Source organism: uncultured Intestinibacter sp. (assembly GCF_902468165.1).
In the GTDB taxonomy this organism is placed as follows: Bacteria; Bacillota; Clostridia; order Peptostreptococcales; family Peptostreptococcaceae; genus Intestinibacter.
In genome coordinates this window covers 1-22,854 of sequence record NZ_CABQXJ010000017.1, presented here as the reverse complement: position 1 = coordinate 22,854, position 22,854 = coordinate 1, and the positions used below count along the sequence as shown (strand labels likewise).

Genomic DNA, 22,854 nt, shown 5'->3' with positions numbered 1-22,854 from the left:
ATTATATTGAGCGATATGCTTCAATATTTGTTAATGCAAAACTATTTATTTTATAAGTTCTCATTTCATCAAATTCATAATCTGTATCTCCAAATAAATCATTATAATCATTTTCTTCTATTGTAATAAACTGTTTATCCTCAGTATCCTTTTGGTTATCACCAAGAACCAGTCGGATTTTCTCATAATCCTCATAAAAATATTCTTGTAATAGAGGAATAATACTATTTTCAAAAATATTTGCCAGCGTCTCAATAGTTGGAGCATCTTTCAGAGGTAAGAAATAAGCATGTCCTAAAGTATGTTCTCTATCAAATAAAACAGTTATACGCTTATTCATTTTTATAAATATATCTTTGACAGAAACATCTTCTACATAAATTCCATCTAAAACCTCTGAATCTGGCAACATCTCTTTAAAATTAAATCTACGTCGTAATGCTGTGTCAATTGTTGCAATAGATCTATCTGCTGTGTTCATTGTCCCAATTAAATACACGTTATTTGGAACTCCAAAAAGTTTTTGAGAATAAGGCAATTTAACTTTTTGTCCTTCAGCCTGACCTATACGTTTTGTCGGTTCTATTAACGTAATTAATTCTCCAAAAATTTTTGATATATTTCCCCTATTGATTTCATCTATTATAAAAATATGATTCTTTTTCTTTTCTTCAACCTCTATAGTATTATTAGAATATTTCTCTATAATTTCCATAACATCTGATAAATCCATTCTTAATTTATATACCGTAGGATTACTAAGTCTGCTTCCATTATTAATTTTTATAATATTCTCTTTAATACCTTTTACAATCCAATTTACCTTACGTAATCTTTTATATTCAGCATATTCATCATGCCATTCATATTCACCTGTTACTACACCAATAGCATCCACGGTATTACAATCGTAGCAAGACATAACTATATCACCTATACTCATATCATTAATAAAATAATTTAATATGTTTCTACCAGCATCACCTTTAGATAGATTTGTAATTTCCCTACCATACTCATCATATCCTATTCTAATATGATTATTTCTCATACATTCGGTACGTGTTGAATTTTCGCCTGAACCCTCAAGTGAAATTTTCCATATAGTTGGTGATTCATTTATACCTATATCACATTTTTCTTTTCTCAAAATTGGTTTACCAGCTATATCACAAAACTTTTTAAATAATCCTGGAACCACTTCATATTGTATATCAGTTTCATCTTCTTCATCACTATGTATAACTGGTTTAATACCTTCTATAAATTCTTCATATCCATAAGATTGATGAAATGTAGTGAACTCTATAACCCCATCTTCTTTATACTTATTATATCTATCAATAACCTTTGTATAATTCTCCCTTTTTATATCTTCAAGTTTTTTATTTTCAATTATAGCAACTGCATACATAACTGTATTGTATGTCTTTCCAGTACCAGGAGGGCCATATAATATTGTATTTTTAGATATATCTGTATTTTGTTTATTATATTTATTAACTGCTGGTCTATAATCATCTTGTTCATATGCCATAAAAGATAATTCTTTGAAATTTATATAACCATATTTACCATATTTTATTTTATCTAATAGTAAATCACATAATTGAATATACTGTTCACCATTTGGTATATTTTTAAATTGATTTACGATTTCCATCATTTATTCCCTTATTAAACAATCCAAAAACTGTAAATGGGTCTATATCAAATATTTCCCCATTGTTCTCTATTTTGGGTAACTTCATTCCTATTTCTTTATAAACACTTTTAATTTTAGAAAGAAGATTCTCCCTATCATTTTTATATTTTAATAATGTTGTTGCAAACTCCTCATAAAAGTTACTCCAATTAAATGTATCTTCATTCATACATTATCCCCCTTATACTACTAGTTTTTACTTTAATTATATCAAATGAATAATATGTATGTATTAAAATCAATCATTCTAATAAATCACCCCTAATATACTTTTTTATACAACAAAAAAAGCCTTGAAGTTAATAACTTCAAGACTTTCATAAATACCATATAAGGTAATACTATCTTTTTGAGAATTGAGGTGCTCTTCTTGCAGCCTTTAATCCGTATTTCTTTCTTTCTTTCATTCTAGCATCTCTAGTTAAGAATCCAGCTTTTTTAAGCTCTGATCTTAATTCAGCATCAGCTTTTAATAAAGCTCTAGATATACCATGTCTTATAGCACCAGCTTGTCCAGTGAATCCTCCACCTTCAACTCTTACTATAACGTCATATTTGTTTTCATTGTTAGTTAAAACTAATGGTTGTTTAACATCTCTTATTAATGTATCGTAATCGAAATATTCGTCTAATGCTCTTCCGTTTACTGTTATGTTTCCTTCACCTGCAACTAATCTAACTCTAGCTACAGAGCTTTTTCTTCTTCCTGTTCCGTAGAATTGTACTTTTTCCATGATAACTCCTCCTTTCACCTAGTTAAATTAGAAGCTTATTACTTCTGGTTTTTGAGCTGCATGAGTATGTTCTGCTCCTGCGAATACTCTTAATCTAGTCATCATTCTAGCTCTTAATTTATTTTTTGGTAACATTCCGCTAACTGCATGTGCTACTACTTCTTCTGGTTTCTTTTCCATCATTTCTCTGTAAGAGATTTCTTTTAATCCACCTACATAACCAGTGTGATATCTATAGTATTTTTGATCTAATTTTTTTCCTGTTAAAACTACTTTTGATGCATTTACAACAACAACAAAGTCTCCACCGTCTACATGTGGTGTAAATGTTGGTTTATGTTTTCCTCTTAATATAGTTGCTATTTCTGTAGCAAGACGACCTAATGTTTTTCCTTCAGCGTCAACTAAGTACCAATTTCTTTGTACTTCAGCTGGTTTAGCTATATAACTTTTCATGGTTGTCCCTCCTTCTTAATTTTCAAAAATTTTATTTTACCGTTTTATATAAAGTCCGGGGCGTTGTGGACTTATTAACACATTCCTATATATTCTAATACAACTACGAAAAAGTGTCAAGGGTTTAATAGTTAACTTTTTTGAGAAATAAACCATGTGCAGGCGCTGTGTGACCACACATTGACCTACTTTTGGAATTTATTATTTCTTCCATATTATGTTTAATTCTGCCTCGACCTATATCCACAAGTGTACCTACAATTATCCTTACCATATTGTATAAAAATCCGTTTCCACTCACTTCAATAGATATCATTCCGTCGTTTTCTTTTATATCGACATCATAGATAGTTCTCACTGTATCTTTTACTGATGAGCCAGAACTCATAAATCCGCCAAAATCATGTGTACCAATTAAATATTTGGCTTCTGAGCGAATTTTATCTAAATCTAAGTCATACCTCACATGATATGATAAATCCTTGTATAAAGGGCTTCTGTAAGGTTTATTGTAGATTAAATATCTATATGTCTTTCCACAAGCATTATATCGTGCGTGAAAGTCTATGTCAACCTCTTCGCATGATATTACAGAAATATCTTTTGGCAATTTGGCATTTAATGCATCAGGTACTCTATCTGCTGGTATGTTACATTCTGTTTTAAAGTTTGCCACTTGACCTAGGGCGTGCACACCTGCATCTGTTCTTCCCGATGCAGTAACCTTTACTTCTTCTTTTGTTATTTCATATATGGCTTTTTCTACTGTCCCTTGAATCCCAAGTGCATTGGGTTGTTTTTGCCATCCACAGTAGTCTTTACCGTTATATTGTAAAGTAATCTTTAAGTTTCTCATTAATTACCTCTTCAATCTTAAATTATTTTACTTTGTAAGTATTTATAAATAAAAAACTGTTAATTGTTCTTTAATTTAAAAAATTGATTTTTAGACGTAATATAGCTTATAAAATACTTTATCACATAATCTAAAAATCAATTTTTATAATTGTTATTTACAGTTTTACTTATTAAATTATACTAATATGTGTATAAATCTACTTGCTATACTTCCTGCTAAGAATAGTATCATAAGTAAATATGCTACTTTATCTGCAGTAGTAATAACAGCCTGTCTCATTTTTGTTCTGTTATATCCACCTCTATAACATCTAGCTTCCATAGCCATAGCTAATTCGTCAGCCCTTCTGAAAGCACTTACGAATAATGGTACTAATAATGGTACTAAGTTTTTCGCTCTGTTTATAAGGTTGCTACTTTCAAAATCAGCCCCTCTAGACATTTGAGCTTTCATTATTTTATCTGTTTCATCTAATAATGTTGGTATAAAACGTAATGCTATAGTCATCATCATTGCTAGTTCATGTACTGGTAGACCTATTTTATTAAATGGTGATAGAAGTCTTTCTATACCGTCTGTTAATTGTATTGGTGATGTTGTAAGTGTTAATAAAGATGTACCTACAACTAAGTATATTAATCTAATAGCCATAAATATCGCTTGTCTTAGACCTGCATCAGTAATTTTTAAAAATCCTAATTGAAGTTTAACTCCTCCAACAACAAGTACTTCTCCAGGTAAACAAAACATATTTATTACAAATGTGAATAATAGAATCCATCTTAAAGGCTTTAGTCCCTTCATCATATATTTCATAGGGATATCAGATGCCTTAACTACAGCTGCTATTATTGCAAATATAATTGCATATGGCCAAAATTGATTTACTACGAATAGAGCAATCATAAATATAATTGCTGCTATAATCTTTGTTCTTGGATCTAATTTATGGATTTTAGAATTTGCTGGATAATATTGACCTATAGTTATATCTTTTAACATTTCTTTCTTCCTCTCATAACTTTTAGTATTTCGTCTTTGACTTCCTCTACTGTAAGTATGTCTGGTCTTATATCAAAGCCTTTTTGTCTTAATTTAGTTGCTAATTCTAATACTTGAGGCACATCTAGGCCTATTTCTCTTAGTTTGTCAGCATGAGAAGTGAAGACTTCTCTAGGTGTTCCCATAAATTCTATTTTTCCATGATTCATAACAATTATTGTTTGGGCAAGTTTTGCCATATCATCCATACTGTGTGATGAAAGTATTATAGTTATATTATTGTCACGATGTAATTTTTTAATCAGATTAAATATTTCATCTCTACCGCCTGGGTCTAATCCTGCTGTCGGTTCATCTAATATAAGTACTTCTGGGTTCATAGCTATTACACCAGCTATTGCTACCCTACGTTTTTGACCACCTGATAAATCAAATGGTGATTTATCTTTATATGTTTCGTAGTCAAGTCCAACTGCTTCCATCGAATTTTTAACTCTTTTGCTTATTTCAGCTTTATCTAGTCCTAAGTTTCCTGGACCAAATGCAATATCTTTTTCTACAGTTTCTTCAAATAATTGATACTCTGGATATTGAAAAACTATCCCTACTCTTTTTCTAATTTCAGTTAAATTTAAATCTTTATCTGTTATATTAAAACCATTTACTATAATTTGACCAGAAGATGGCTTTAATAAACCATTTAAATGTTGTATTAATGTTGATTTTCCAGAACCAGTATGTCCAATTAAACCAACAAAGTCATTATCTTTTATCTCAAAAGAAATATCATCAAGAGCCTTGCTTGCAAAAGGCATTCCTTCATCATATATATGAGTTAAATTCTTTACTATAACTGACATAATTTATCCACCATTTCATCCACTGTTAATATGTCATCATCTAAATCTAGTCCTTCTTCTCTTAAAAGGCTAGCTAGTTCTGTCATATAAGGTACATCTAGACCTATTTCCTTTAATAAATCTACATTTTTAAATACCTCTTTTGGAGTCCCTTCTAATAGTTTTTTACCTTTGTCTACAACAACTACTCTATCAGCTTGGACAGCTTCTTCCATATAATGGGTTATATGTAAAGTTGTAATATTCTCTTCTTTATTTAATTTTTTTATTACGTTCATAACTTCTTTTCTACCTGATGGGTCTAACATTGCTGTAGCTTCATCAAATATAATACATTTAGGTCTCATAGCTATAATACCTGCTATTGCAACCCTTTGTTTTTGACCACCTGATAATAAATGAGGTTGTCTATCCTTTAATTCATAAATACCAACACTTTTTAGAGCATCTTCAACTCTTTCTCTGATTAATGTTGGCTCTACACCAAGATTTTCTGGACCAAACGCAACATCTTCTTCTACTATTGTTGCTACTATTTGGTTATCTGGATTTTGGAATACCATTCCTGCAGTTTGTCTAATATTCCACAGTTTTGACTCATCTTTTGTATTCATACCATCGATATAAATATCACCTTGAGTTGGTACTAAAATTGCATTTAAATTTTTAGATAAAGTTGATTTACCTGATCCATTATGACCTATTATTGCAACAAATTCACCTTGTTTTACTTCTAAGCTCAAATCATCTATTGCTTTAAATTTAGAATCTATCGTTACATATTCAAAGGTCATATCCTTTACATTTATTATATTTTCCATCTCATATACTCCTTTATAAAGCAGTAGTTTAAAAACTTATACAGTTTATTATTATAACATAGTTTAGCCATAAAAATTTAAAAATATTGCTGTTAATTTGAAAGTATTTCCATATTTTTTGTTTCTTACGGATACAATTAAAATATTTTATATACTTAATATATACATAGTATAAACCTATCTATTCATATTTTATTGTATAAAAAAATAAAACCCATACTAAACAGTATGGGTTTATCTATATAAAACTATTATTTACTATACTAATTCTATAAATGCCATTTCAGCAGCGTCGCCTCTTCTTGGCCCTTTTTTGATTATTCTAGTGTATCCACCGTTTCTTTCAGCGTATTTTGGAGCTAAATCAGTGAATAAGTTGTTTACAACAGTTTCATCCATAACGTAAGCTAAAACTTGTCTTCTAGCATGTAAATCTCCTCTTTTAGCAAGAGTTATCATTTTTTCTGCCATTCTACGAGTTTCTTTAGCTCTAGTTACAGTAGTTTCTATTCTACCATTTCTTAGTAAGTCAGTTACTAAGTTTCTTAACATAAGATTTCTGTGTGAAGTCACACGACCTAATTTACGATAAGTAGCCATGTCAATCCCTCCTTTGTCGATTATTCTTCGCTTGGTTTAAGACCTAATCCAAGTTCTTCTAGTTTTTGAATTACTTCTTCTAATGATTTTTTACCAAGGTTTCTAACCTTCATCATATCATCTTCAGACTTATTAGCTAATTCTTCAACTGTGTTTATTCCCGCTCTTTTTAAACAGTTATAAGATCTAACTGATAAATCTAATTCTTCTATAGTCATTTCTAAAACTTTTTCTTTTTGATCTTCTTCTTTTTCTACCATTATTTCTACGTTACTTACGTGTTCAGTTAAATCTATGAATAGATTTAAATGCTCAACAAGTACTTTAGCGGCTAGAGATATTCCTTCTTGAGGATTTATACTTCCATTAGTCATAACTTCTAGAGTTAATTTATCATAATCTGATTTTTGACCAACTCTTGTATTCTCTACATGGTAGCTAACTTTTTCAACGGGAGTATATATCGAATCAACAGGTAATACACCTATAGGCATATTGTCTGTTTTATTTTCTTCTGCTGGTACATATCCTCTACCTTTATCAACATATATTTCCATATTAAGTTTAGCATTATCATCTAAAGTAGCGATGTGTAAATCTTTACTTAATATTTCAACGTCTGGAGGACATATTATGTCAGATCCTTTGATAGAGCATGGACCTTGAGCTTCTATTTTAAGTGTTCTACTACCTTCACCATCAATAGTAGCTGAAAGTTCTTTTAATGCTAATATTATTTCAGTAACATCTTCTTTTACACCTGGTATTGTAGAGAACTCATGTAACACTCCGTCTATTTTTATAGAGTGTACTGCTACACCTGGTAAAGATGATAATAATATTCTTCTTAGGGCATTCCCTATAGTTATTCCGTAGCCTCTCTCTAGAGGTTCCACTACGAATTTTCCATATCTATAGTCTTCGCTAAGCTCAACTATATCTACTTTTGGTTTTTCTATTTCTATCATGGACTAAACCCTCCTTAAAATTTGTTAATCCACTGAGGGTAAACAATTTTAAAATTATTTTTAAAAACTGCTTATTATTTTGAATAAAGTTCTATGATTAAGTGTTCTGCTATTTCGATATCTATATCTTCTCTAGTTGGTAATGCAACTACTTTAGCAGACATTTCTTCTAAGTTTACATCTAACCAGTTTGGAGCAACTTTGTTTGCTTCAACTAGAGCTTTGAATTTAGCTGATGATTTAGAAGTTTCTTTAACAGCTATAACATCTCCAACTTTAACAGTTAATGATGGTATATCTACTTTTTTACCGTTTAAAGTAAAGTGTGCATGAGTAACTAATTGTCTAGCTTCTTTTCTAGAGTTAGCTAATCCCATTCTGAAAACTACGTTGTCTAATCTTTCTTCTAATAGACATAATAAGTTTTCACCAGTTTTACCTGACATTTTTTCTGCACGTTCATATAAATTTCTGAATTGAGTTTCTAAAACTCCGTATATTCTTTTAACTTTTTGTTTTTCTCTTAATTGTAATCCATAGTTAGAAAGTTTCTTTCTCCCTTGTCCGTGTTGCCCAGGAGCATAGTTTCTTTTAACTACAGCACATTTATCTGTATAACATCTATCACCTTTAAGGAATAATTTCATTCCTTCTCTACGGCATTGTCTACATGATGCACCAGTATATCTTGCCATTGTCTATACCTCCTATGATTATACTCTTCTTCTTTTTGGTGGTCTACATCCATTGTGTGGTATTGGAGTGACGTCTTTTATCATTGTTACTTCAAGTCCTGTAGCTTGTAAAGCTCTTATAGCAGCTTCTCTACCAGAACCTGGTCCTTTAACAAATACTTCTACACTTTTTAAACCGTGTTCCATTGCAGCTTTAGCAGCAGTTTCTGCAGCCATTTGAGAAGCAAATGGAGTTGATTTTCTTGATCCTTTAAATCCTAATTGTCCTGAAGATGCCCATGATATAGCATTTCCATGAACGTCAGTTAAAGTAACTATTGTATTATTAAAAGTTGATTGTATATGTGCATGTCCACGATCTATATTTTTACGTTCTCTTCTTCTTACACGTGTTGCTTTCTTTTTTGGTTTAGCCATTTCTCGATTTCCCTCCTATCTATTTATTATTTTTTCTTTTTACGAGATACAGTTTTTCTAGGACCTTTTCTAGTTCTAGCATTAGTCTTAGTTTTTTGTCCTCTTAGAGGTAATCCTTTAGCATGTCTTATACCTCTGTAACATTTTATATCTCTTAATCTTTTTATGTTTAATGCGATTTCTCTTCTTAAGTCACCTTCAACTAAGAAATCATTATCTATGATTCTTCTTAATGTATTAACTTCTTCTTCTGATAAATCTTTTATTCTTGTATCAGGATTTATCTCAGCTTTAGCTAATATTTCATTAGCAGTTGCTCTACCTATACCATATATATAAGTTAAGCCTATTTCCGCTCTCTTTTCGTTAGGTAAATCTACCCCAGCGATTCTTGCCATAGTTGCACCTCCTACATTAGTTTTCTGTAAAAAACCGAGTCTTTTACATATTTTCGTATCTATTTTTTCGTTATTTTTTAACAATTTTTGTTAACATCACAGTTCTCTATTATAGCATAAAACAACTGTAAATGCTATCATTTTTTATATTATCCTTGTTTTTGTTTGTGCTTTGGATTTTCGCAGATAACCATTACTTTACCTTTTCTTTTGATTATCTTACATTTTTCACACATTGGTTTTACTGATGGTCTTACCTTCATTATTAATCCCTCCTTAGACTATACGCTAGTCTACTTCTTACGCCAAGTGATTCTTCCTCTTGTAAGATCATAAGGTGAAAGTTCTATTTTAACCTTATCACCTTCAAGAATTCTTATGAAGTTCATTCTTAGCTTACCAGATAAATGGCATAATACTTCATGTCCATTTTCTAATTTAACTTTAAACATAGCATTTGGTAAGTTTTCTACAACTGTACCTTCAAATTCTATTACATCTTTTTTGGCCATTAAACAACCAGCCCTCCATTCAATAAGTCAGCAAATCGACTTAATTAAGTTAGCTCTTAAAAAGTATCATTAACAATTTTATACTATTTTATTACTTTTTTGAAAGTAATTTAAACTCAAGTGCTTAACTTTAATGTCAGCAGGTTCAAAACCTGCATTATTTATAATATCATTTATTTGACTAAATTTAAAGACTTGTTAGCAAAATTGGCTCATTTTCTGTAATTACTATCGTATGTTCATAGTGTGCTGAATTTTTCCCATCGATTGTAACAATAGTCCATCCATCTGATAGACATTTGACATTGAATTTGCCCATATTCACCATTGGCTCTATAGCTAAAACCATTCCAGCCTTTAATTTTGGTCCTTTTCCTGGTTTCCCATAATTAGGTACATCAGGTGGTTCATGAAGATGTGTGCCTACTCCATGACCAACCAAGTCCCTAACTACTGAAAAGCCATTCTTTTCAACATATGTTTGTATTGCGTGTGAGATGTCCGAAAGTCTGTATCCGATTTTTGCAAACTTTATTCCTTCATAGAAGCTTTGACGTGTTACTTCTATTAACTTCCTATTGTCTTCAGATATTACACCGACAGCATGCGTTTTTGCAGCGTCACCATGATATCCTTTATAATAGGCTCCTATATCAATACTTATAATGTCTCCCTCTTTTACTATTTTGTTTCCTGGAATACCATGTACAACTTCATTATTGATAGATGCACAGATACTTCCTTTGAATCCTCCATAGCCTTTAAAAGATGGTACTGCATTATATTTTCTTATATTCTCTTCAGCTATTGTATCTAACTCTAGAGTTGATACCCCCGGAATTATAGCTGACTTTAATAATTCATGAGTTTCGGCGACAATTTTGCCTGCCTCTCTCATGATTTCTATTTCTTCTTTAGATTTTAAGTTGATCATTATCTATTTGCCTTCTAATGCAGAAACTATATCGTTGAATACTTTGTCTATAGATTGTTGACCATCTATATCTGCTATTATTCCAACTTTAGAATAATAATCAGCTAATGGTTTAGTTTCATCTAAGTAAACTTGTATTCTTTTTGAAACTGTCTCTTCATTATCGTCGGCTCTTTGATAAAGTTCTCCTTTACATATATCACAAACGCCTTCTTCTTTAGATGGGTTAAATTCTATATGATAAGTAGCGCCACAAGATTTACAGATTCTTCTACCTACAGCTCTTGCAACTAACTTTTCTTTATCAACTTCTATATTTATTACTTTATCTAAAGCAATACCATGTTCTTTTAGAAATGCATCTAATTGTACTGCTTGAGATACATTTCTTGGAAATCCATCTAACATGAATCCATTACCACAATCAGGTTGTGATATTCTATCAGTTACTAGACCAACTGTTAGTTCGTCTGGAACTAATAAACCTTGATCCATATATTCTTTAGCTTTCTTTCCAAGGTCTGTTCCCTCTTTTATATTTTGTCTAAATATATCTCCTGTTGATATATGAGGTATTTTGTATTTTTCAACTATCCCTGCTGCTTGAGTTCCTTTTCCAGCACCAGGAGGTCCTAATAATATTAGTCTCATTTAATCATCTCCAATTTATTTTAAAAATCCTTGATAACTTCTCATAACTAGGTGTGACTCTAACTGTCTCTTAAGCTCAAGTGCTACCCCTACAACGATTAGTATTGATGTACCTGCTAAACTCATGTTTACACTCATAAAGTGTACTGTGAATGCTGGTATCATTGCTATTACTGCTAAGAATAAAGCTCCCGCAAGAGTTATTCTAGATAGTATTTTGCTTAAGTAATCTACTGTAGGTCTACCAGGTCTTATTCCTGGTATGAATCCACCATTATTTTTCATATTTTCAGCAATATCGTCCACATTGAATGATATTGTAGTATAAAAATAAGAGAAAAATACTATTAATAGAACTTCTAGTGATCTATAAATCCAAAATCCTATATCACCAGATGTGCTTAAGTAAGTGGAAACAAAATTTTGGGCATTTTTGCCCATAAATAATGCTATTGTTTGTGGAAATGCTAAAAGTGAACTAGCAAAGATTATTGGCATAACCCCTGATTGATTTACTTTCATTGGTATATGAGAGTTTTGACCTCCATATAACTTTCTTCCAACAACTTTTTTAGCATATTGTACTGGTATTTTTCTTACCGCCTCGTTAATAAATGTAACTAAAGCGATAGTTACTAACATTATTACAGCTAATACTATAGCTAACCATAATACTAATGTACCAGATTGAACTGATTTTACTACACTTATTAAATCTGAAGGTATTCTTGAGATAATACCAACAAATATAATGATAGAACTTCCGTTTCCTAGTCCTTTTTCAGTTATTCTATCACCCATCCACATTAATATCATACTTGCTGAAACTAATGTCATGATAACTGTAGCAATAGAGAAAATACTGTCTGATGTCAATGCACTCTTTATAACTCCTAGAGTTATACCTACAGCTTGTATTATTGCTAATACTAATGCTGTATATTTAGTGTACATATTCATCTTCTTTCTACCTTCTTCACCAGATTTCTGAAGTTCTTTCAAACTGTCGAAACCTACTGTTAAAAGTTGTATTATGATTGAAGCAGTGATATAAGGCCCTATACCTAGAGCAAATAGTGTAAAGTTACTAAATGCTCCTCCTGTGAACATATTATATAGAGCTAGTAAGCTATTACCACTTACTAAACGACTAATAATACTTGTGTTTACATCAGGAACTGGTATTGTGGTACCTATTCTAAATATTAGAATCATCATTAGGGTATATAAGATTCTTCTTCTTACATCTTTTACTTTCCAAGATTGTTTTATCTTTGATAGCACGTAATATCACCCACCTGTAACTTTTGAAAGAACAGATATTATACTAATTCTGCTTTTCCTCCAGCTTTTTCGATTTTTTCTTGAGCTGAAGCAGTGAACTTAGCAGCTTTAACTGTTACAGCTTTCTCAAGAGTTCCTTCTCCTAATATTTTTACTCCGTCTTTTTCTATTTTACTTATAGCACCTGTAGATTTTAATAATTCTGCAGTTATTTCTGTACCATTTTCAAATCTATTTAAAAGTTCAACGTTAACTTCTGTGTATATTTTTCTGAATGGATTTTTGAAACCTCTCTTAGGAAGTCTTCTAGCTAGTGGCATTTGTCCACCTTCGAATCCAACTCTTACTCCACCGCCTGAACGAGATTTTTGACCTTTTTGTCCACGTCCTGCAGTTTTACCTTGACCTGTAGCAGTACCTCTACCTAATCTTTTTCTAGATTTTACTGCACCTTGAGCAGGTTTTAACTCATGTAGTTTCATGGATTGCACCTCCTTCTTTATTCCTTATCTATTATTATTCAGCTATTTCAGTTACTTCAACTAAGTGAGCAACTTTTGCGATCATACCTCTCATTTGGGCATTATCTTCTTTAACAACTACTTGTTCTCTTCTTCTTAATCCTAAAGCTTCAACATTCTTTTTTTGTTTAGGAGTAGTCCCTATTGTACTTCTAACTAATTTTATTTGTAATTTAGCCATTTCACACTACCTCCTTATCCTAAAAGATCTTCTACTTTTTTACCTCTAAGTCTAGCTACATCTTCAGCTGTTTTTAAAGAACTTAATCCTTCTATAGCAGCATTAACCATATTTCTTGGATTTTTAGATCCTAAAGATTTAGCTCTAACATCTTTTAATCCTGATAATTCTAATACAGTTCTTGCAGCACCACCAGCGATGATTCCTGTACCTTCTTGAGCAGGCATTATTATTATTTTCCCAGCACCGAAGTGTCCGATTACTTCGTGAGGAATAGTTGTACCAACTATTGGTACTCTGATAAGATTCTTTTTAGCATCTTCTGCTGCTTTTTTTATAGCATCTGGAACTTCCATTGCTTTTCCAGTACCTATACCAACGTGTCCGTTTTCATCTCCAACTACTACTAAAGCTGCGAATCTAAAGTTTCTACCACCTTTAACAACTTTAGTAACACGTCTTACCTCAACAACTCTTTCTTGTAAGTCTAGTTGTCTAGCATCTATAAGTTTACGACGCATGCCTTCTTCCCTCCTCTTTTATTAGAATTTAAGACCAGCTTCTCTTGCACCTTCAGCTAATTCTTTTATTCTTCCATGATATATATATCCGCCTCTGTCGAATACTACTTCAGTGATTCCTTTTTCAACAGCTTTTTTAGCTACCATTTCGCCAACTAATTTAGCTGCTTCTTTATTTCCTGTATGATTAACAGCACCCTTAACAGCTTCATCTAATGAAGATGCAGCAACAAGAGTTACTCTATTTGTGTCATCTATTATTTGAGCATATATATTGTTTGAACTTCTAAATACACATAATCTTGGTCTTTGAGGTGTTCCGAACACTTTTCTACGAACTCTCTTATGTCTTTGAAGTCTTTTAGCGTTTTTATCAGCTTTCTTTAACACTGAGCTCACTCCTTTCAACCTTATATTTGGTTCAACTTTATTTTGGTTAAACTTTAGGTTCTACCTATTTTTTACCAGTTTTACCTTCTTTACGTCTTATATATTCACCAGCGTATTTTATACCTTTACCTTTGTATGGTTCTGGTTTTCTCCAATCTCTTATTTTAGCAGCGTAGTTACCAACTAATTGTTTGTCTATACCTTTTACTACTAATTCAGTTTGATTTGGAACTTCTACAGTTATACCTTCTGGATCTTCCATTTCTACTGGATGTGAGAATCCTAAGTTCATAACTAATTTATTTCCTTGTTTTTGTGCTCTGTATCCAACACCAACTAATTCTAATTTCTTTTCGAAACCAGCATTAACACCAGTTATCATATTGTTTATTAACGTTCTAGTTAATCCGTGTAATGATCTATGTTGTTTGTTGTTTGTTGGTCTAGCAACTGTTATAACGTCGCCTTCTTTAGTTATTGTTAAAGCAGCGTCGAACTGTTTTTCTAAAGTACCTTTTGGTCCTTTTACAGTAACGTGATTACCTTCAGCTATAGTAACTTCTACACCTGCAGGTACTGTTATTGGTTTTAAACCTATTCTTGACATAGTTACACCTCCTTGCTTCCTTTAATATTATTACCAAACGTAGCAGATAACTTCTCCACCAACATTTTCTTTTCTTGCTTGTTTATCAGTTAATATCCCTTTTGAAGTAGATATTATTGATATACCTAATCCGTTTAATACTTTAGGTATTTCATAAGCGTTTGTATAAACTCTCATACCAGGTTTAGAGATTCTTTTTATACCTTGTATAACTCTCTCTCCTGCTTGTCCGTACTTTAATTGTATTCTTATTATTCCTTGTTTTTCATCTTCTATAACATCATAACCTCTAACGAAACCTTCTTCTAATAAGATTCTTACTATTTCTTTCTTTATGTTAGAAGCTGGAACATCAACAGTTTCATGCTTAACAGTATTTGCATTTCTTATACGAGTAAGCATATCTGCAATTGGATCTGTCATTGTCATATTGAAAACCTCCTTTCATATTTGGGCAAATTCTACCAACTTGCTTTTCTTACACCAGGTATTTGTCCTTTGTAAGCTAATTCTCTAAAGCATATACGGCATATACCAAAGCTTCTTAAAACTGAATGTGGTCTACCACATATAGAACATCTAGTGTATTCTCTAGTTTTATATTTTTGTTTCTTTTGTTGTTTTACAACCATTGCTTTTCTAGCCACTGGAATCCCTCCTTTTTATTATTTTGAAAATGGCATTCCTAATAATTTTAGTAATTCTCTAGCTTCCTCATCTGATTTAGCTGTAGTAACGAATATTATATCCATTCCTCTTACTTTGTCTACTTTATCATACTCTATTTCTGGGAATATTAATTGTTCTTTTATTCCTAAAGCATAGTTTCCTCTACCATCAAAAGCATTTGGATTTATACCTCTGAAGTCTCTAACTCTTGGTAAAGTAACTGATACTAATTTATCCATGAAATAGTACATTTTATCTTGTCTTAAAGTAACTTTTGCACCTATTGGCATACCTTCTCTTAATTTGAAGTTAGCTACTGATTTTTTAGCTCTTGTTATAACTGGTTTTTGACCTGCTATAAGTTCCATTTCTTCAACAGCTTTTTCTAATCCTTTTGGATTTTCTTTAGCGTCACCTATACCCATGTTGATAACTATTTTATCTATTTTAGGTATTTCCATTACGTTTTTGTAATTAAATTTCTCCATTAACGCAGGAGCAACTTCTTTCATGTATTTTTCTTGTAATCTAGAAGTCATTTACGGTCCCTCCTTTCGAGTTATATTGTATTATATTTCTTTTCCGCTCTTAACTGCTACTCTTACTTTTTTTCCATCTTTCATTTCGAATCTAACTCTAGTTCCTTTTCCAGTTTCTGGATCAAGTGGCATTACGTTAGATATATGAATTGGAGCTTCTTTGTTTATTATTCCACCTTGTGGATTAACTGCAGTTGGTTTTTGGTGTTTAGTCATTATGTTAACACCTTCAACAACTACTCTGTTTTGTTTTGGTAAAACAGCAACAACTTTACCTTTTTTACCTTTATCTTTACCAGCTATAACTACAACTGTGTCATCTTTCTTAACGCGCATCATGTCTCCTATTGCACCTCCTTATTATAGTACTTCTGGAGCAAGAGAAACTATTTTCATGAATTCATGATCTCTTAACTCTCTAGCAACAGGCCCGAATATACGAGTTCCTACTGGAGTTTTATCATCTTTTATTATAACTGCAGCATTTTCATCGAACGCTATATAACTTCCGTCATTACGTTTAATGCCTTTTTTACTTCTTACTATAACAGCTTTAACTACTTTTCCTTTTTTTACAACTCCACCAGGTGTTGCACTTTTAACTGTAGCAACTATTACGTCACCTACGTTACCATATTTTCTTTTACTTCCGCCTAGTACACGTATACATAGTAATTCTTTTGCACCAGAATTGTCAGCAACTTTTAAGCGTGTCTCTTGTTGTACCATAGTAATCCCTCCTTTTCAAAAAAACTACTTAACTTTTTCAACAACTTCAACTAGTCTAAATCTTTTATCTTTTGATAAAGGTCTAGTTTCCATTATTTTTACTCTATCTCCGATTCTACATTCGTTATTTTCGTCGTGTGCCTTAAACTTTTTAGTTCTTTTAACAGGTTTGTTGTATAATTCATGACGTACGAAATCTTCAACAGCAACAACTATTGTTTTGTCCATTTTATTACTTACAACACGGCCTATTCTTACTTTTCTTCTTCCTCTTTCCATGTTTAAAAGCCTCCTTTCCAAATTAAGCTCTAGTTTCGTTTAACTTTCTTTCAGCAAGGATAGTTTTAACTCTTGCAATATCTTTTTTAACCATTTTTATTCTTGCTGTATTTTCTAATTGACCAGTAGCTAATTGGAATCTTAAGCTAAATAATTCACTTTTGAAGTCATTTAATTTAACTATTAGCTCTTCGCTTTTTAAATCTCTTAACTCTTTAGCTTTCATCCTATTCACCACCCTTTACATCTAAATCTTCTTTTTTCACAAATTTACATTTTATAGGAAGTTTGTGAGCTGCTAGTCTCATTGCTTCTCTAGCTTTTTCTTCAGGAACACCTGCTAACTCAAACATTACTCTTCCTGGTTTAACTACGGCTACCCAATATTCTGGAGAACCTTTCCCAGCACCCATACGAGTTTCAGCTGGTTTTCTTGTTACTGGTTTATGAGGGAATATTTTTATCCAAACTTTCCCGCCTCTTTTTATATATCTTGTCATCGCGATTCTGGCAGCTTCTATTTGATTAGAAGTTATCCAAGATGGTTCTAAAGCAACTAGTCCGTATTCTCCGTAAGTAACTGTGTTACCTTTTTGAGCCTTTCCAGTCATTCTTCCTCTATGAACTCTACGACGTTTTACTCTCTTTGGCATTAACATGAGATTTCTCCTCCTTCCTTGAAGCTAACTTTGATTAATTATTTTTTTCAGATCTTTGAGGTCTTTGTCCTCTAGCTCTATCGTTTCCTCTAGAATTTCTTCTATTGTTATCTCTTCTGTTATCTCTTCTCTTGTTATCTCTTCTGTCTCTTCTGTTGTCTTTTCTTTCTTCTCTAGGGTTTACACCATTTCTAGTTGGTAATACTTCCCCATTGCATATCCAAACTTTTATACCTATTTTACCATAAGTAGTATCAGCTTCTGCGAAACCGTAATCTATATCAGATCTTAAAGTTTGAAGAGGTACATTTCCTTCGCTATAACCTTCAGTTCTAGCCATTTCTGCTCCACCTAATCTACCAGATGCAGCAACTTTTATACCTTTTGCACCAGATTTTAAAGCTCTTTGTACAGCTTGTTTCATAGCTCTTCTGAAAGCTACCCTTCTTTCGATAGCTAATGCTATGTTTTCAGCTACTAATTGAGCATTTCTGTCTATTCCTTTAACTTCTATTATATTAACTATAACAGTTTTCTTAGTCATTTTTTCTAATTCAGCTTTTAAAGCTTCTATTTTAGCTCCAGCTGCACCTATAACCACACCTGGTTTAGCAACATGAAGATCTATTCTTATTTTGTTTGCTGATCTTTCTATTTCTATTTTAGCAACACCAGCAACGTATAATCTTTCTTTTAAGAATGTTCTTATTTGGTGGTCTTCTAATAATAAACTTCCGAACTCTTTTTTATCAGTAGTGAACCATCTTGAATCCCAATCTTTTATAACACCGACTCTTAGTCCGTGTGGGTTAACCTTTTGTCCCATTTATTTCCCTCCTATCTCTTATTGTCTTTCTTTTAAAACAACCTCTATGTGAGAAGTTCTTTTTCTTATCATAGTTGCACGACCTTGTGCTCTAGGCATAAATCTTTTTATTGTTGGTCCTTGATTAGCAACTATTGATGCTACGTATAATTTATCTGCATCCATTTCATGGTTATTTTCAGCATTAGCTTTTGCTGATTTTACTACTTTAGCTATTATATCAGCTGCTCCTCTAGGAGTGAATTTTAATATTGCTAAAGCTTCATCAACGTTTTTACCTCTTACAAGAGAGCATACTTGACCTGCTTTTCTTGGAGATACACGTACATATTTTGCGATTGATCTTGCTTCCATCGTTCTTCCTCCTTTCCTAGTCAGGATTTAATTATTTTCTCTTATTTCCTTTTTCGTCATCTTTGTGACCTTTGAAAGTTCTTGTTGGAACAAATTCTCCTAATTTGTGTCCTACCATATCTTCTGTTATATATACAGGAATATGTCTTCTTCCGTCATGTACAGCTATAGTGTGCTCTACCATTTGAGGGAATATAGTTGAACTTCTTGACCAAGTTTTTATAACTTCTTTGCTTCCGCTTTCGTTCATAGCTTCTATTTTTTTAAGAAGTCTAGGGTGAACAAAAGGTCCTTTTTTAGTTGATCTTGACATTTAATTTCCTCCTTCCCGAGTAAAATAAATTTCTATTTAAAATCTATTGTTTCGTCATCTACTATTTAGTTCTTCTTGAAACTATTAATTTATTAGATGCTTTATTTTTCTTTCTAGTTTTGTATCCAAGAGCTGGTTTACCCCATGGAGTTACTGGAGATGGTCTACCTATTGGAGATCTACCTTCCCCACCACCGTGTGGATGGTCGTTAGGGTTCATTACAGAACCTCTTACTGTAGGTCTGATACCCATATGTCTTTTTCTACCTGCTTTACCTATAGTTTCGTTAGCGTGTTCTACGTTACCTACTTGTCCTATAGTAGCTTTACATTCTATTGATACATATCTCATTTCACCAGATGGTAATCTTAATAATGCTTTGTTTCCTTCTTTAGCCATTAATTGAGCTGAAACACCTGCAGATCTAACTAATTGAGCGCCTTTTCCAGCTTTTAACTCTATGTTGTGAACTACAGTACCTACTGGCATGTTTTTTAATGCTAATGCATTACCTGGTTTTATATCAGCAGTTGGTCCAGATAATAAAGTATCTCCTACTTTTATACCTACTGGAGCAAGTATATATCTTTTCTCACCATCTGCGTAGTTTAATAATGCTATATTAGCAGTTCTGTTTGGATCGTATTCTATTGTAGCAACTTTTGCTGGAATACCATCTTTATTTCTTTTAAAATCTATTATTCTGTATTTTCTTCTGTTTCCTCCACCTCTGTGACGAACAGTTATTTTTCCGTGAACGTTTCTCCCAGAATTCTTCTTTAAAGGTACTAAAAGAGATTTTTCTGGTTGGTTAGTTGTAACTTCATCAGATATAAAAACTGTCATTTCTCTTAAGGCAGGAGAAGTTGGTTTAAATTTTTTAATAGCCATCTTATTTTCCCTCCTTTATTTCTTAAGTATTACATACCTTGGAAAAATTCTATTTCTTTACTTTCAGCAGTTAATTTAACTACTGCTTTTTTGTAGCTAGCAGTTTTTCCTATGCTTCTACCCATTCTTTTAACTTTTCCATCGTAGTTTAATGTATTAACTTTTTCTACATCTACTCCGAATATTGATTCTACTGCTTTTTTTATTTCAGTTTTGTTAGCTCCTTTTTGAACTACAAAAGTGTATTTTTTGTCAGCCATATCAGCCATACTTTGTTCAGTAACTATTGGTCTTATAACTATATCATGTGGATTAGTCATTTTATGCGTACACCTCCTCCACTTTTTTAACAGCATCAGTAGTTATTATGAATGAATCATATTTTAATATGTCATAAACATTTATAGTGTTAACTAATGCAGTTTCAACGTTTGGTATATTAGCAGCTGATTTTATTACGTTTTCGTTCTTTTCAGCCATTACTACTAAAGCTTTTTTAGCAGCATTTACATTTTTTAATATTGTAGCGAACTCTTTAGTTTTAGGTGCTTCCATTGTTAAAGCATCTAATACTATCATTTCGTTAGCTTGAACTTTAGAAGTTAAAGCACTCTTCATAGCTAATCTTCTAACTTTCTTTGGTAATGTGTATCTGTAGCTTCTTGGTTTTGGTGCGAAAGCAACTCCTCCACCTATCCATTGTACAGCTCTTATAGAACCTTGTCTAGCTCTACCTGTTCCTTTTTGTCTCCAAGGTTTTCTTCCGCCACCTCTAACTTCTGCTCTAGTTTTAGCAGATTGAGTACCTTGTCTTTTATTAGCAAGTTGGTTTTTTACAACTTCGTATAATACATGCTCATTCACTTCAACACCGAATACAGCATCTGATAATTCTATTTCACCAACATTTTGTCCTTGTATATTTAATACGTTTAATTTTGGCATTGTGATTCCTCCTTTCTTAGGTTAGTCAATTATTTAGAAGCTTTAACTGCTTCTTTTATTGTTACTACTGAACCTTTAGCTCCTGGTATAGCACCTTTTACTAATATAAAGTTTTTGTCAGCGTCAACTCTTACTACTTCTAAGTTTTGAACTGTAACTTTAACGCTACCCATGTGTCCAGCTAATTTTTTGTTTTTGAAAACTCTACCTGGGTAAGAACAAGCTCCCATTGAACCTGGTCTTCTGTGGTATCTAGAACCGTGAGTTTCAGGACCTCTTGATTGTCCATGTCTTTTTATTGGACCTTGGAATCCTTTACCTTTACTTATTCCAGTAACATCTATTAATTCACCTGCAGCGAATAAATCAGCTTTTATTTCTTGTCCAACTGTATATCCTTCTACAGAGTCTACTCTAAATTCTTTTAAATGTTTTTTTAATGTGTTAGCAGCAGCTAAGTGACCTTTTTGTGGTTTGTTTAAAGATTTTTCTTTAGCATCTCCGAAACCAACTTGTATAGCAGTGTATCCATCATTTTCAGTTGTTTTAACTTGAGTAACAACTACTGGACCTGCTTCAACTACTGTTACAGGTATTACTTCACCATGTTCAGTGAATATTTGAGTCATACCTATTTTTTTTCCTAATATTCCTTTCATATTAGCACCTCCTATAATTCTTACAGCGGATTACCAAAAGCGGTAATCATTCTAAGATAACTACCTTATAGGACCGTATCTTAGGTGTTTTATATTATAATGTAGATATTATAATTTTATTTCTATGTCTACACCAGCTGGTAAATCTAATCTCATTAATGAGTCTACAGTTTTAGGTGTTGGACTAGTTATGTCTATTAATCTCTTATGAGTTCTTATTTCGAACTGTTCTCTAGAATCTTTATATTTGTGAACAGCTCTTAATATTGTCACAACTTGTTTTTCAGTTGGTAGTGGCACAGGTCCTGAAACTTGTGATCCAGCTTTTTTAGCAGTTTCAACTATTTTTCCAGCTGAAAAATCTAATAATTTGTGATCATATGACTTTAATCTTATTCTTATTTTTTCATTTTTAGCCATTTTTGTTTCCCTCCTTTTTTAACATTTAAACTTAATCATTAATACCGATACACAGTTCCGGGTGTTCTGTAAACTTAAACCTAAAATTTAAACGATATAATAATTAAATTTGGATTTTGTTTTTCGTATCTCTCAAGCACACTATTATATTTTATATTATTCTTCTTAGTTTTTCAAGACTTTTTTTAATTTATTTAGTTTATTTTTTTTACCAAATCTTTTGCTAAATCTTAAGTTCAGAAGAAACTTTATTTGTAATTTAAAAGCCTTATTCAGTATACAATCTTTAAATTATATTGTCAATAACTTAAAATTATTTCCTTAAAATAAAAAGGGGAAAACCTAAGTCCTCCCCTCAATTGTTTATTTTATTATGCGTGTTTTGAAAAATTAATTAATCTATTATAGATTATTCTATTATAGATGCTACAACACCAGATGCTACTGTTCTACC

39 protein-coding genes are annotated in these 22,854 nt (G+C 32.0%); all 39 read right to left on the bottom strand.

Translation table 11 applies throughout. From position 1 onward, the window contains the following. Nucleotide 1: 1 nt before the first annotated feature. On the bottom strand, nt 2–1,663 hold the full coding sequence (locus RDX53_RS04955; RefSeq protein WP_307993774.1) for an AAA family ATPase: 1,662 nt from the start codon (nt 1,661–1,663) through the stop codon (nt 2–4). Continuing rightward, entirely contained in the window at nt 1,641–1,874 is a 234-nt protein-coding gene (locus RDX53_RS04950; RefSeq protein WP_307993773.1) for a hypothetical protein, read from the bottom strand. Before RDX53_RS04950 ends, RDX53_RS04955 begins: the two co-directional genes overlap by 23 nt. 172 nt (nt 1,875–2,046) lie before the next feature. After that, nucleotides 2,047–2,439 carry a 30S ribosomal protein S9 gene (rpsI, locus tag RDX53_RS04945; RefSeq protein WP_195929300.1) on the bottom strand — a complete coding sequence of 131 codons (393 nt, stop codon included), beginning with the start codon at nt 2,437–2,439 and terminating at the stop codon, nt 2,047–2,049. Nucleotides 2,440–2,466: 27 nt separating this feature from the next. Continuing rightward, complete coding sequence (rplM, locus tag RDX53_RS04940) at nt 2,467–2,895, bottom strand: 50S ribosomal protein L13 (RefSeq protein WP_007285319.1); 429 nt, start codon at nt 2,893–2,895, stop codon at nt 2,467–2,469. Between the two features lie 124 nt (nt 2,896–3,019). Next, nucleotides 3,020–3,751 (bottom strand): tRNA pseudouridine(38-40) synthase TruA, encoded by a 732-nt coding sequence (truA, locus tag RDX53_RS04935; RefSeq protein ID WP_195929298.1) that lies wholly within the window; start codon nt 3,749–3,751, stop codon nt 3,020–3,022. 177 nt (nt 3,752–3,928) lie between these two features. Beyond that, the gene (locus tag RDX53_RS04930) at nt 3,929–4,756 is read right to left on the bottom strand and encodes an energy-coupling factor transporter transmembrane protein EcfT (RefSeq protein ID WP_195929296.1); all 828 of its coding nucleotides are present in this window, start codon (nt 4,754–4,756) and stop codon (nt 3,929–3,931) included. Continuing rightward, nucleotides 4,750–5,616, bottom strand: coding sequence for an energy-coupling factor transporter ATPase (locus RDX53_RS04925; RefSeq protein WP_195929294.1), 867 nt, complete (start codon nt 5,614–5,616; stop codon nt 4,750–4,752). Before RDX53_RS04925 ends, RDX53_RS04930 begins: the two co-directional genes overlap by 7 nt. Then, nucleotides 5,604–6,437: an energy-coupling factor transporter ATPase gene (locus RDX53_RS04920; protein WP_195929292.1), complete on the bottom strand. Its 834-nt coding sequence runs from the start codon at nt 6,435–6,437 to the stop codon at nt 5,604–5,606. Before RDX53_RS04920 ends, RDX53_RS04925 begins: the two co-directional genes overlap by 13 nt. A gap of 258 nt (nt 6,438–6,695) precedes the next feature. Then, complete coding sequence (gene rplQ, locus RDX53_RS04915; protein ID WP_195929290.1) at nt 6,696–7,037, bottom strand: 50S ribosomal protein L17; 342 nt, start codon at nt 7,035–7,037, stop codon at nt 6,696–6,698. Between the two features lie 20 nt (nt 7,038–7,057). Then, on the bottom strand, nt 7,058–8,005 hold the full coding sequence (locus RDX53_RS04910; RefSeq protein WP_195929288.1) for a DNA-directed RNA polymerase subunit alpha: 948 nt from the start codon (nt 8,003–8,005) through the stop codon (nt 7,058–7,060). Nucleotides 8,006–8,079: 74 nt separating this feature from the next. Beyond that, entirely contained in the window at nt 8,080–8,700 is a 621-nt protein-coding gene (gene rpsD / locus RDX53_RS04905; protein ID WP_195929286.1) for a 30S ribosomal protein S4, read from the bottom strand. Between the two features lie 18 nt (nt 8,701–8,718). Further along, nucleotides 8,719–9,117, bottom strand: coding sequence for a 30S ribosomal protein S11 (gene rpsK, locus RDX53_RS04900; protein ID WP_007285311.1), 399 nt, complete (start codon nt 9,115–9,117; stop codon nt 8,719–8,721). A gap of 26 nt (nt 9,118–9,143) precedes the next feature. Further along, nucleotides 9,144–9,515: a 30S ribosomal protein S13 gene (rpsM, locus tag RDX53_RS04895; RefSeq protein ID WP_007285310.1), complete on the bottom strand. Its 372-nt coding sequence runs from the start codon at nt 9,513–9,515 to the stop codon at nt 9,144–9,146. 149 nt (nt 9,516–9,664) lie between these two features. Next, nucleotides 9,665–9,778 (bottom strand): 50S ribosomal protein L36, encoded by a 114-nt coding sequence (rpmJ, locus tag RDX53_RS04890; RefSeq protein WP_018590391.1) that lies wholly within the window; start codon nt 9,776–9,778, stop codon nt 9,665–9,667. Between the two features lie 30 nt (nt 9,779–9,808). Beyond that, nucleotides 9,809–10,027 (bottom strand): translation initiation factor IF-1, encoded by a 219-nt coding sequence (infA, locus tag RDX53_RS04885; protein ID WP_007285309.1) that lies wholly within the window; start codon nt 10,025–10,027, stop codon nt 9,809–9,811. Between the two features lie 187 nt (nt 10,028–10,214). Continuing rightward, complete coding sequence (gene map / locus RDX53_RS04880; protein ID WP_195929276.1) at nt 10,215–10,961, bottom strand: type I methionyl aminopeptidase; 747 nt, start codon at nt 10,959–10,961, stop codon at nt 10,215–10,217. Between the two features lie 3 nt (nt 10,962–10,964). Beyond that, nucleotides 10,965–11,612: an adenylate kinase gene (locus RDX53_RS04875; RefSeq protein ID WP_195929274.1), complete on the bottom strand. Its 648-nt coding sequence runs from the start codon at nt 11,610–11,612 to the stop codon at nt 10,965–10,967. 15 nt (nt 11,613–11,627) lie between these two features. After that, nucleotides 11,628–12,896 (bottom strand): preprotein translocase subunit SecY, encoded by a 1,269-nt coding sequence (secY, locus tag RDX53_RS04870; protein WP_307993772.1) that lies wholly within the window; start codon nt 12,894–12,896, stop codon nt 11,628–11,630. A 38-nt stretch (nt 12,897–12,934) separates the two neighbouring features. Continuing rightward, nucleotides 12,935–13,378, bottom strand: a complete 444-nt coding sequence (rplO, locus tag RDX53_RS04865) for a 50S ribosomal protein L15 (RefSeq protein ID WP_195929270.1) — start codon at nt 13,376–13,378, stop codon at nt 12,935–12,937. Between the two features lie 34 nt (nt 13,379–13,412). Then, a complete protein-coding gene (rpmD, locus tag RDX53_RS04860; protein WP_007285304.1) occupies nt 13,413–13,598 on the bottom strand; it encodes a 50S ribosomal protein L30 in 186 nt (61 codons plus the stop codon). Nucleotides 13,599–13,612: 14 nt separating this feature from the next. Further along, nucleotides 13,613–14,119, bottom strand: a complete 507-nt coding sequence (gene rpsE, locus RDX53_RS04855) for a 30S ribosomal protein S5 (protein WP_007285303.1) — start codon at nt 14,117–14,119, stop codon at nt 13,613–13,615. A gap of 21 nt (nt 14,120–14,140) precedes the next feature. Further along, nucleotides 14,141–14,509 carry a 50S ribosomal protein L18 gene (gene rplR / locus RDX53_RS04850; RefSeq protein WP_195929268.1) on the bottom strand — a complete coding sequence of 123 codons (369 nt, stop codon included), beginning with the start codon at nt 14,507–14,509 and terminating at the stop codon, nt 14,141–14,143. 64 nt (nt 14,510–14,573) lie between these two features. Then, nucleotides 14,574–15,116, bottom strand: coding sequence for a 50S ribosomal protein L6 (rplF, locus tag RDX53_RS04845; RefSeq protein ID WP_007285301.1), 543 nt, complete (start codon nt 15,114–15,116; stop codon nt 14,574–14,576). Between the two features lie 30 nt (nt 15,117–15,146). Further along, a complete protein-coding gene (gene rpsH, locus RDX53_RS04840) occupies nt 15,147–15,545 on the bottom strand; it encodes a 30S ribosomal protein S8 (RefSeq protein ID WP_007285300.1) in 399 nt (132 codons plus the stop codon). Nucleotides 15,546–15,577: 32 nt separating this feature from the next. Beyond that, nucleotides 15,578–15,763 carry a type Z 30S ribosomal protein S14 gene (locus tag RDX53_RS04835; protein ID WP_007285299.1) on the bottom strand — a complete coding sequence of 62 codons (186 nt, stop codon included), beginning with the start codon at nt 15,761–15,763 and terminating at the stop codon, nt 15,578–15,580. Nucleotides 15,764–15,781: 18 nt separating this feature from the next. Beyond that, on the bottom strand, nt 15,782–16,324 hold the full coding sequence (gene rplE / locus RDX53_RS04830; protein WP_007285298.1) for a 50S ribosomal protein L5: 543 nt from the start codon (nt 16,322–16,324) through the stop codon (nt 15,782–15,784). Between the two features lie 30 nt (nt 16,325–16,354). Further along, nucleotides 16,355–16,660: a 50S ribosomal protein L24 gene (rplX, locus tag RDX53_RS04825; RefSeq protein WP_195929319.1), complete on the bottom strand. Its 306-nt coding sequence runs from the start codon at nt 16,658–16,660 to the stop codon at nt 16,355–16,357. Nucleotides 16,661–16,684: 24 nt separating this feature from the next. Next, nucleotides 16,685–17,053: a 50S ribosomal protein L14 gene (rplN, locus tag RDX53_RS04820; protein ID WP_007285296.1), complete on the bottom strand. Its 369-nt coding sequence runs from the start codon at nt 17,051–17,053 to the stop codon at nt 16,685–16,687. A 24-nt stretch (nt 17,054–17,077) separates the two neighbouring features. After that, nucleotides 17,078–17,332 carry a 30S ribosomal protein S17 gene (rpsQ, locus tag RDX53_RS04815; RefSeq protein ID WP_022070620.1) on the bottom strand — a complete coding sequence of 85 codons (255 nt, stop codon included), beginning with the start codon at nt 17,330–17,332 and terminating at the stop codon, nt 17,078–17,080. 22 nt (nt 17,333–17,354) lie between these two features. Next, nucleotides 17,355–17,558, bottom strand: coding sequence for a 50S ribosomal protein L29 (rpmC, locus tag RDX53_RS04810; protein ID WP_007285294.1), 204 nt, complete (start codon nt 17,556–17,558; stop codon nt 17,355–17,357). A gap of 1 nt (nt 17,559) precedes the next feature. After that, a complete protein-coding gene (gene rplP, locus RDX53_RS04805) occupies nt 17,560–17,991 on the bottom strand; it encodes a 50S ribosomal protein L16 (protein ID WP_022070621.1) in 432 nt (143 codons plus the stop codon). Nucleotides 17,992–18,025: 34 nt separating this feature from the next. Then, on the bottom strand, nt 18,026–18,817 hold the full coding sequence (gene rpsC, locus RDX53_RS04800) for a 30S ribosomal protein S3 (protein ID WP_195929266.1): 792 nt from the start codon (nt 18,815–18,817) through the stop codon (nt 18,026–18,028). An 18-nt stretch (nt 18,818–18,835) separates the two neighbouring features. Beyond that, nucleotides 18,836–19,171: a 50S ribosomal protein L22 gene (rplV, locus tag RDX53_RS04795; protein ID WP_195929265.1), complete on the bottom strand. Its 336-nt coding sequence runs from the start codon at nt 19,169–19,171 to the stop codon at nt 18,836–18,838. Between the two features lie 31 nt (nt 19,172–19,202). Next, complete coding sequence (rpsS, locus tag RDX53_RS04790; RefSeq protein ID WP_195929256.1) at nt 19,203–19,484, bottom strand: 30S ribosomal protein S19; 282 nt, start codon at nt 19,482–19,484, stop codon at nt 19,203–19,205. A gap of 61 nt (nt 19,485–19,545) precedes the next feature. Further along, nucleotides 19,546–20,376 (bottom strand): 50S ribosomal protein L2, encoded by an 831-nt coding sequence (gene rplB, locus RDX53_RS04785; RefSeq protein ID WP_195929254.1) that lies wholly within the window; start codon nt 20,374–20,376, stop codon nt 19,546–19,548. A 29-nt stretch (nt 20,377–20,405) separates the two neighbouring features. Beyond that, the gene (gene rplW, locus RDX53_RS04780) at nt 20,406–20,696 is read right to left on the bottom strand and encodes a 50S ribosomal protein L23 (protein ID WP_195929252.1); all 291 of its coding nucleotides are present in this window, start codon (nt 20,694–20,696) and stop codon (nt 20,406–20,408) included. A 1-nt stretch (nt 20,697) separates the two neighbouring features. Beyond that, nucleotides 20,698–21,321, bottom strand: coding sequence for a 50S ribosomal protein L4 (rplD, locus tag RDX53_RS04775; protein WP_195929250.1), 624 nt, complete (start codon nt 21,319–21,321; stop codon nt 20,698–20,700). 29 nt (nt 21,322–21,350) lie between these two features. After that, nucleotides 21,351–21,980, bottom strand: coding sequence for a 50S ribosomal protein L3 (rplC, locus tag RDX53_RS04770; RefSeq protein WP_195929248.1), 630 nt, complete (start codon nt 21,978–21,980; stop codon nt 21,351–21,353). 108 nt (nt 21,981–22,088) lie between these two features. Next, complete coding sequence (gene rpsJ / locus RDX53_RS04765) at nt 22,089–22,400, bottom strand: 30S ribosomal protein S10 (RefSeq protein WP_007285285.1); 312 nt, start codon at nt 22,398–22,400, stop codon at nt 22,089–22,091. Nucleotides 22,401–22,854 lie beyond the last annotated feature (454 nt).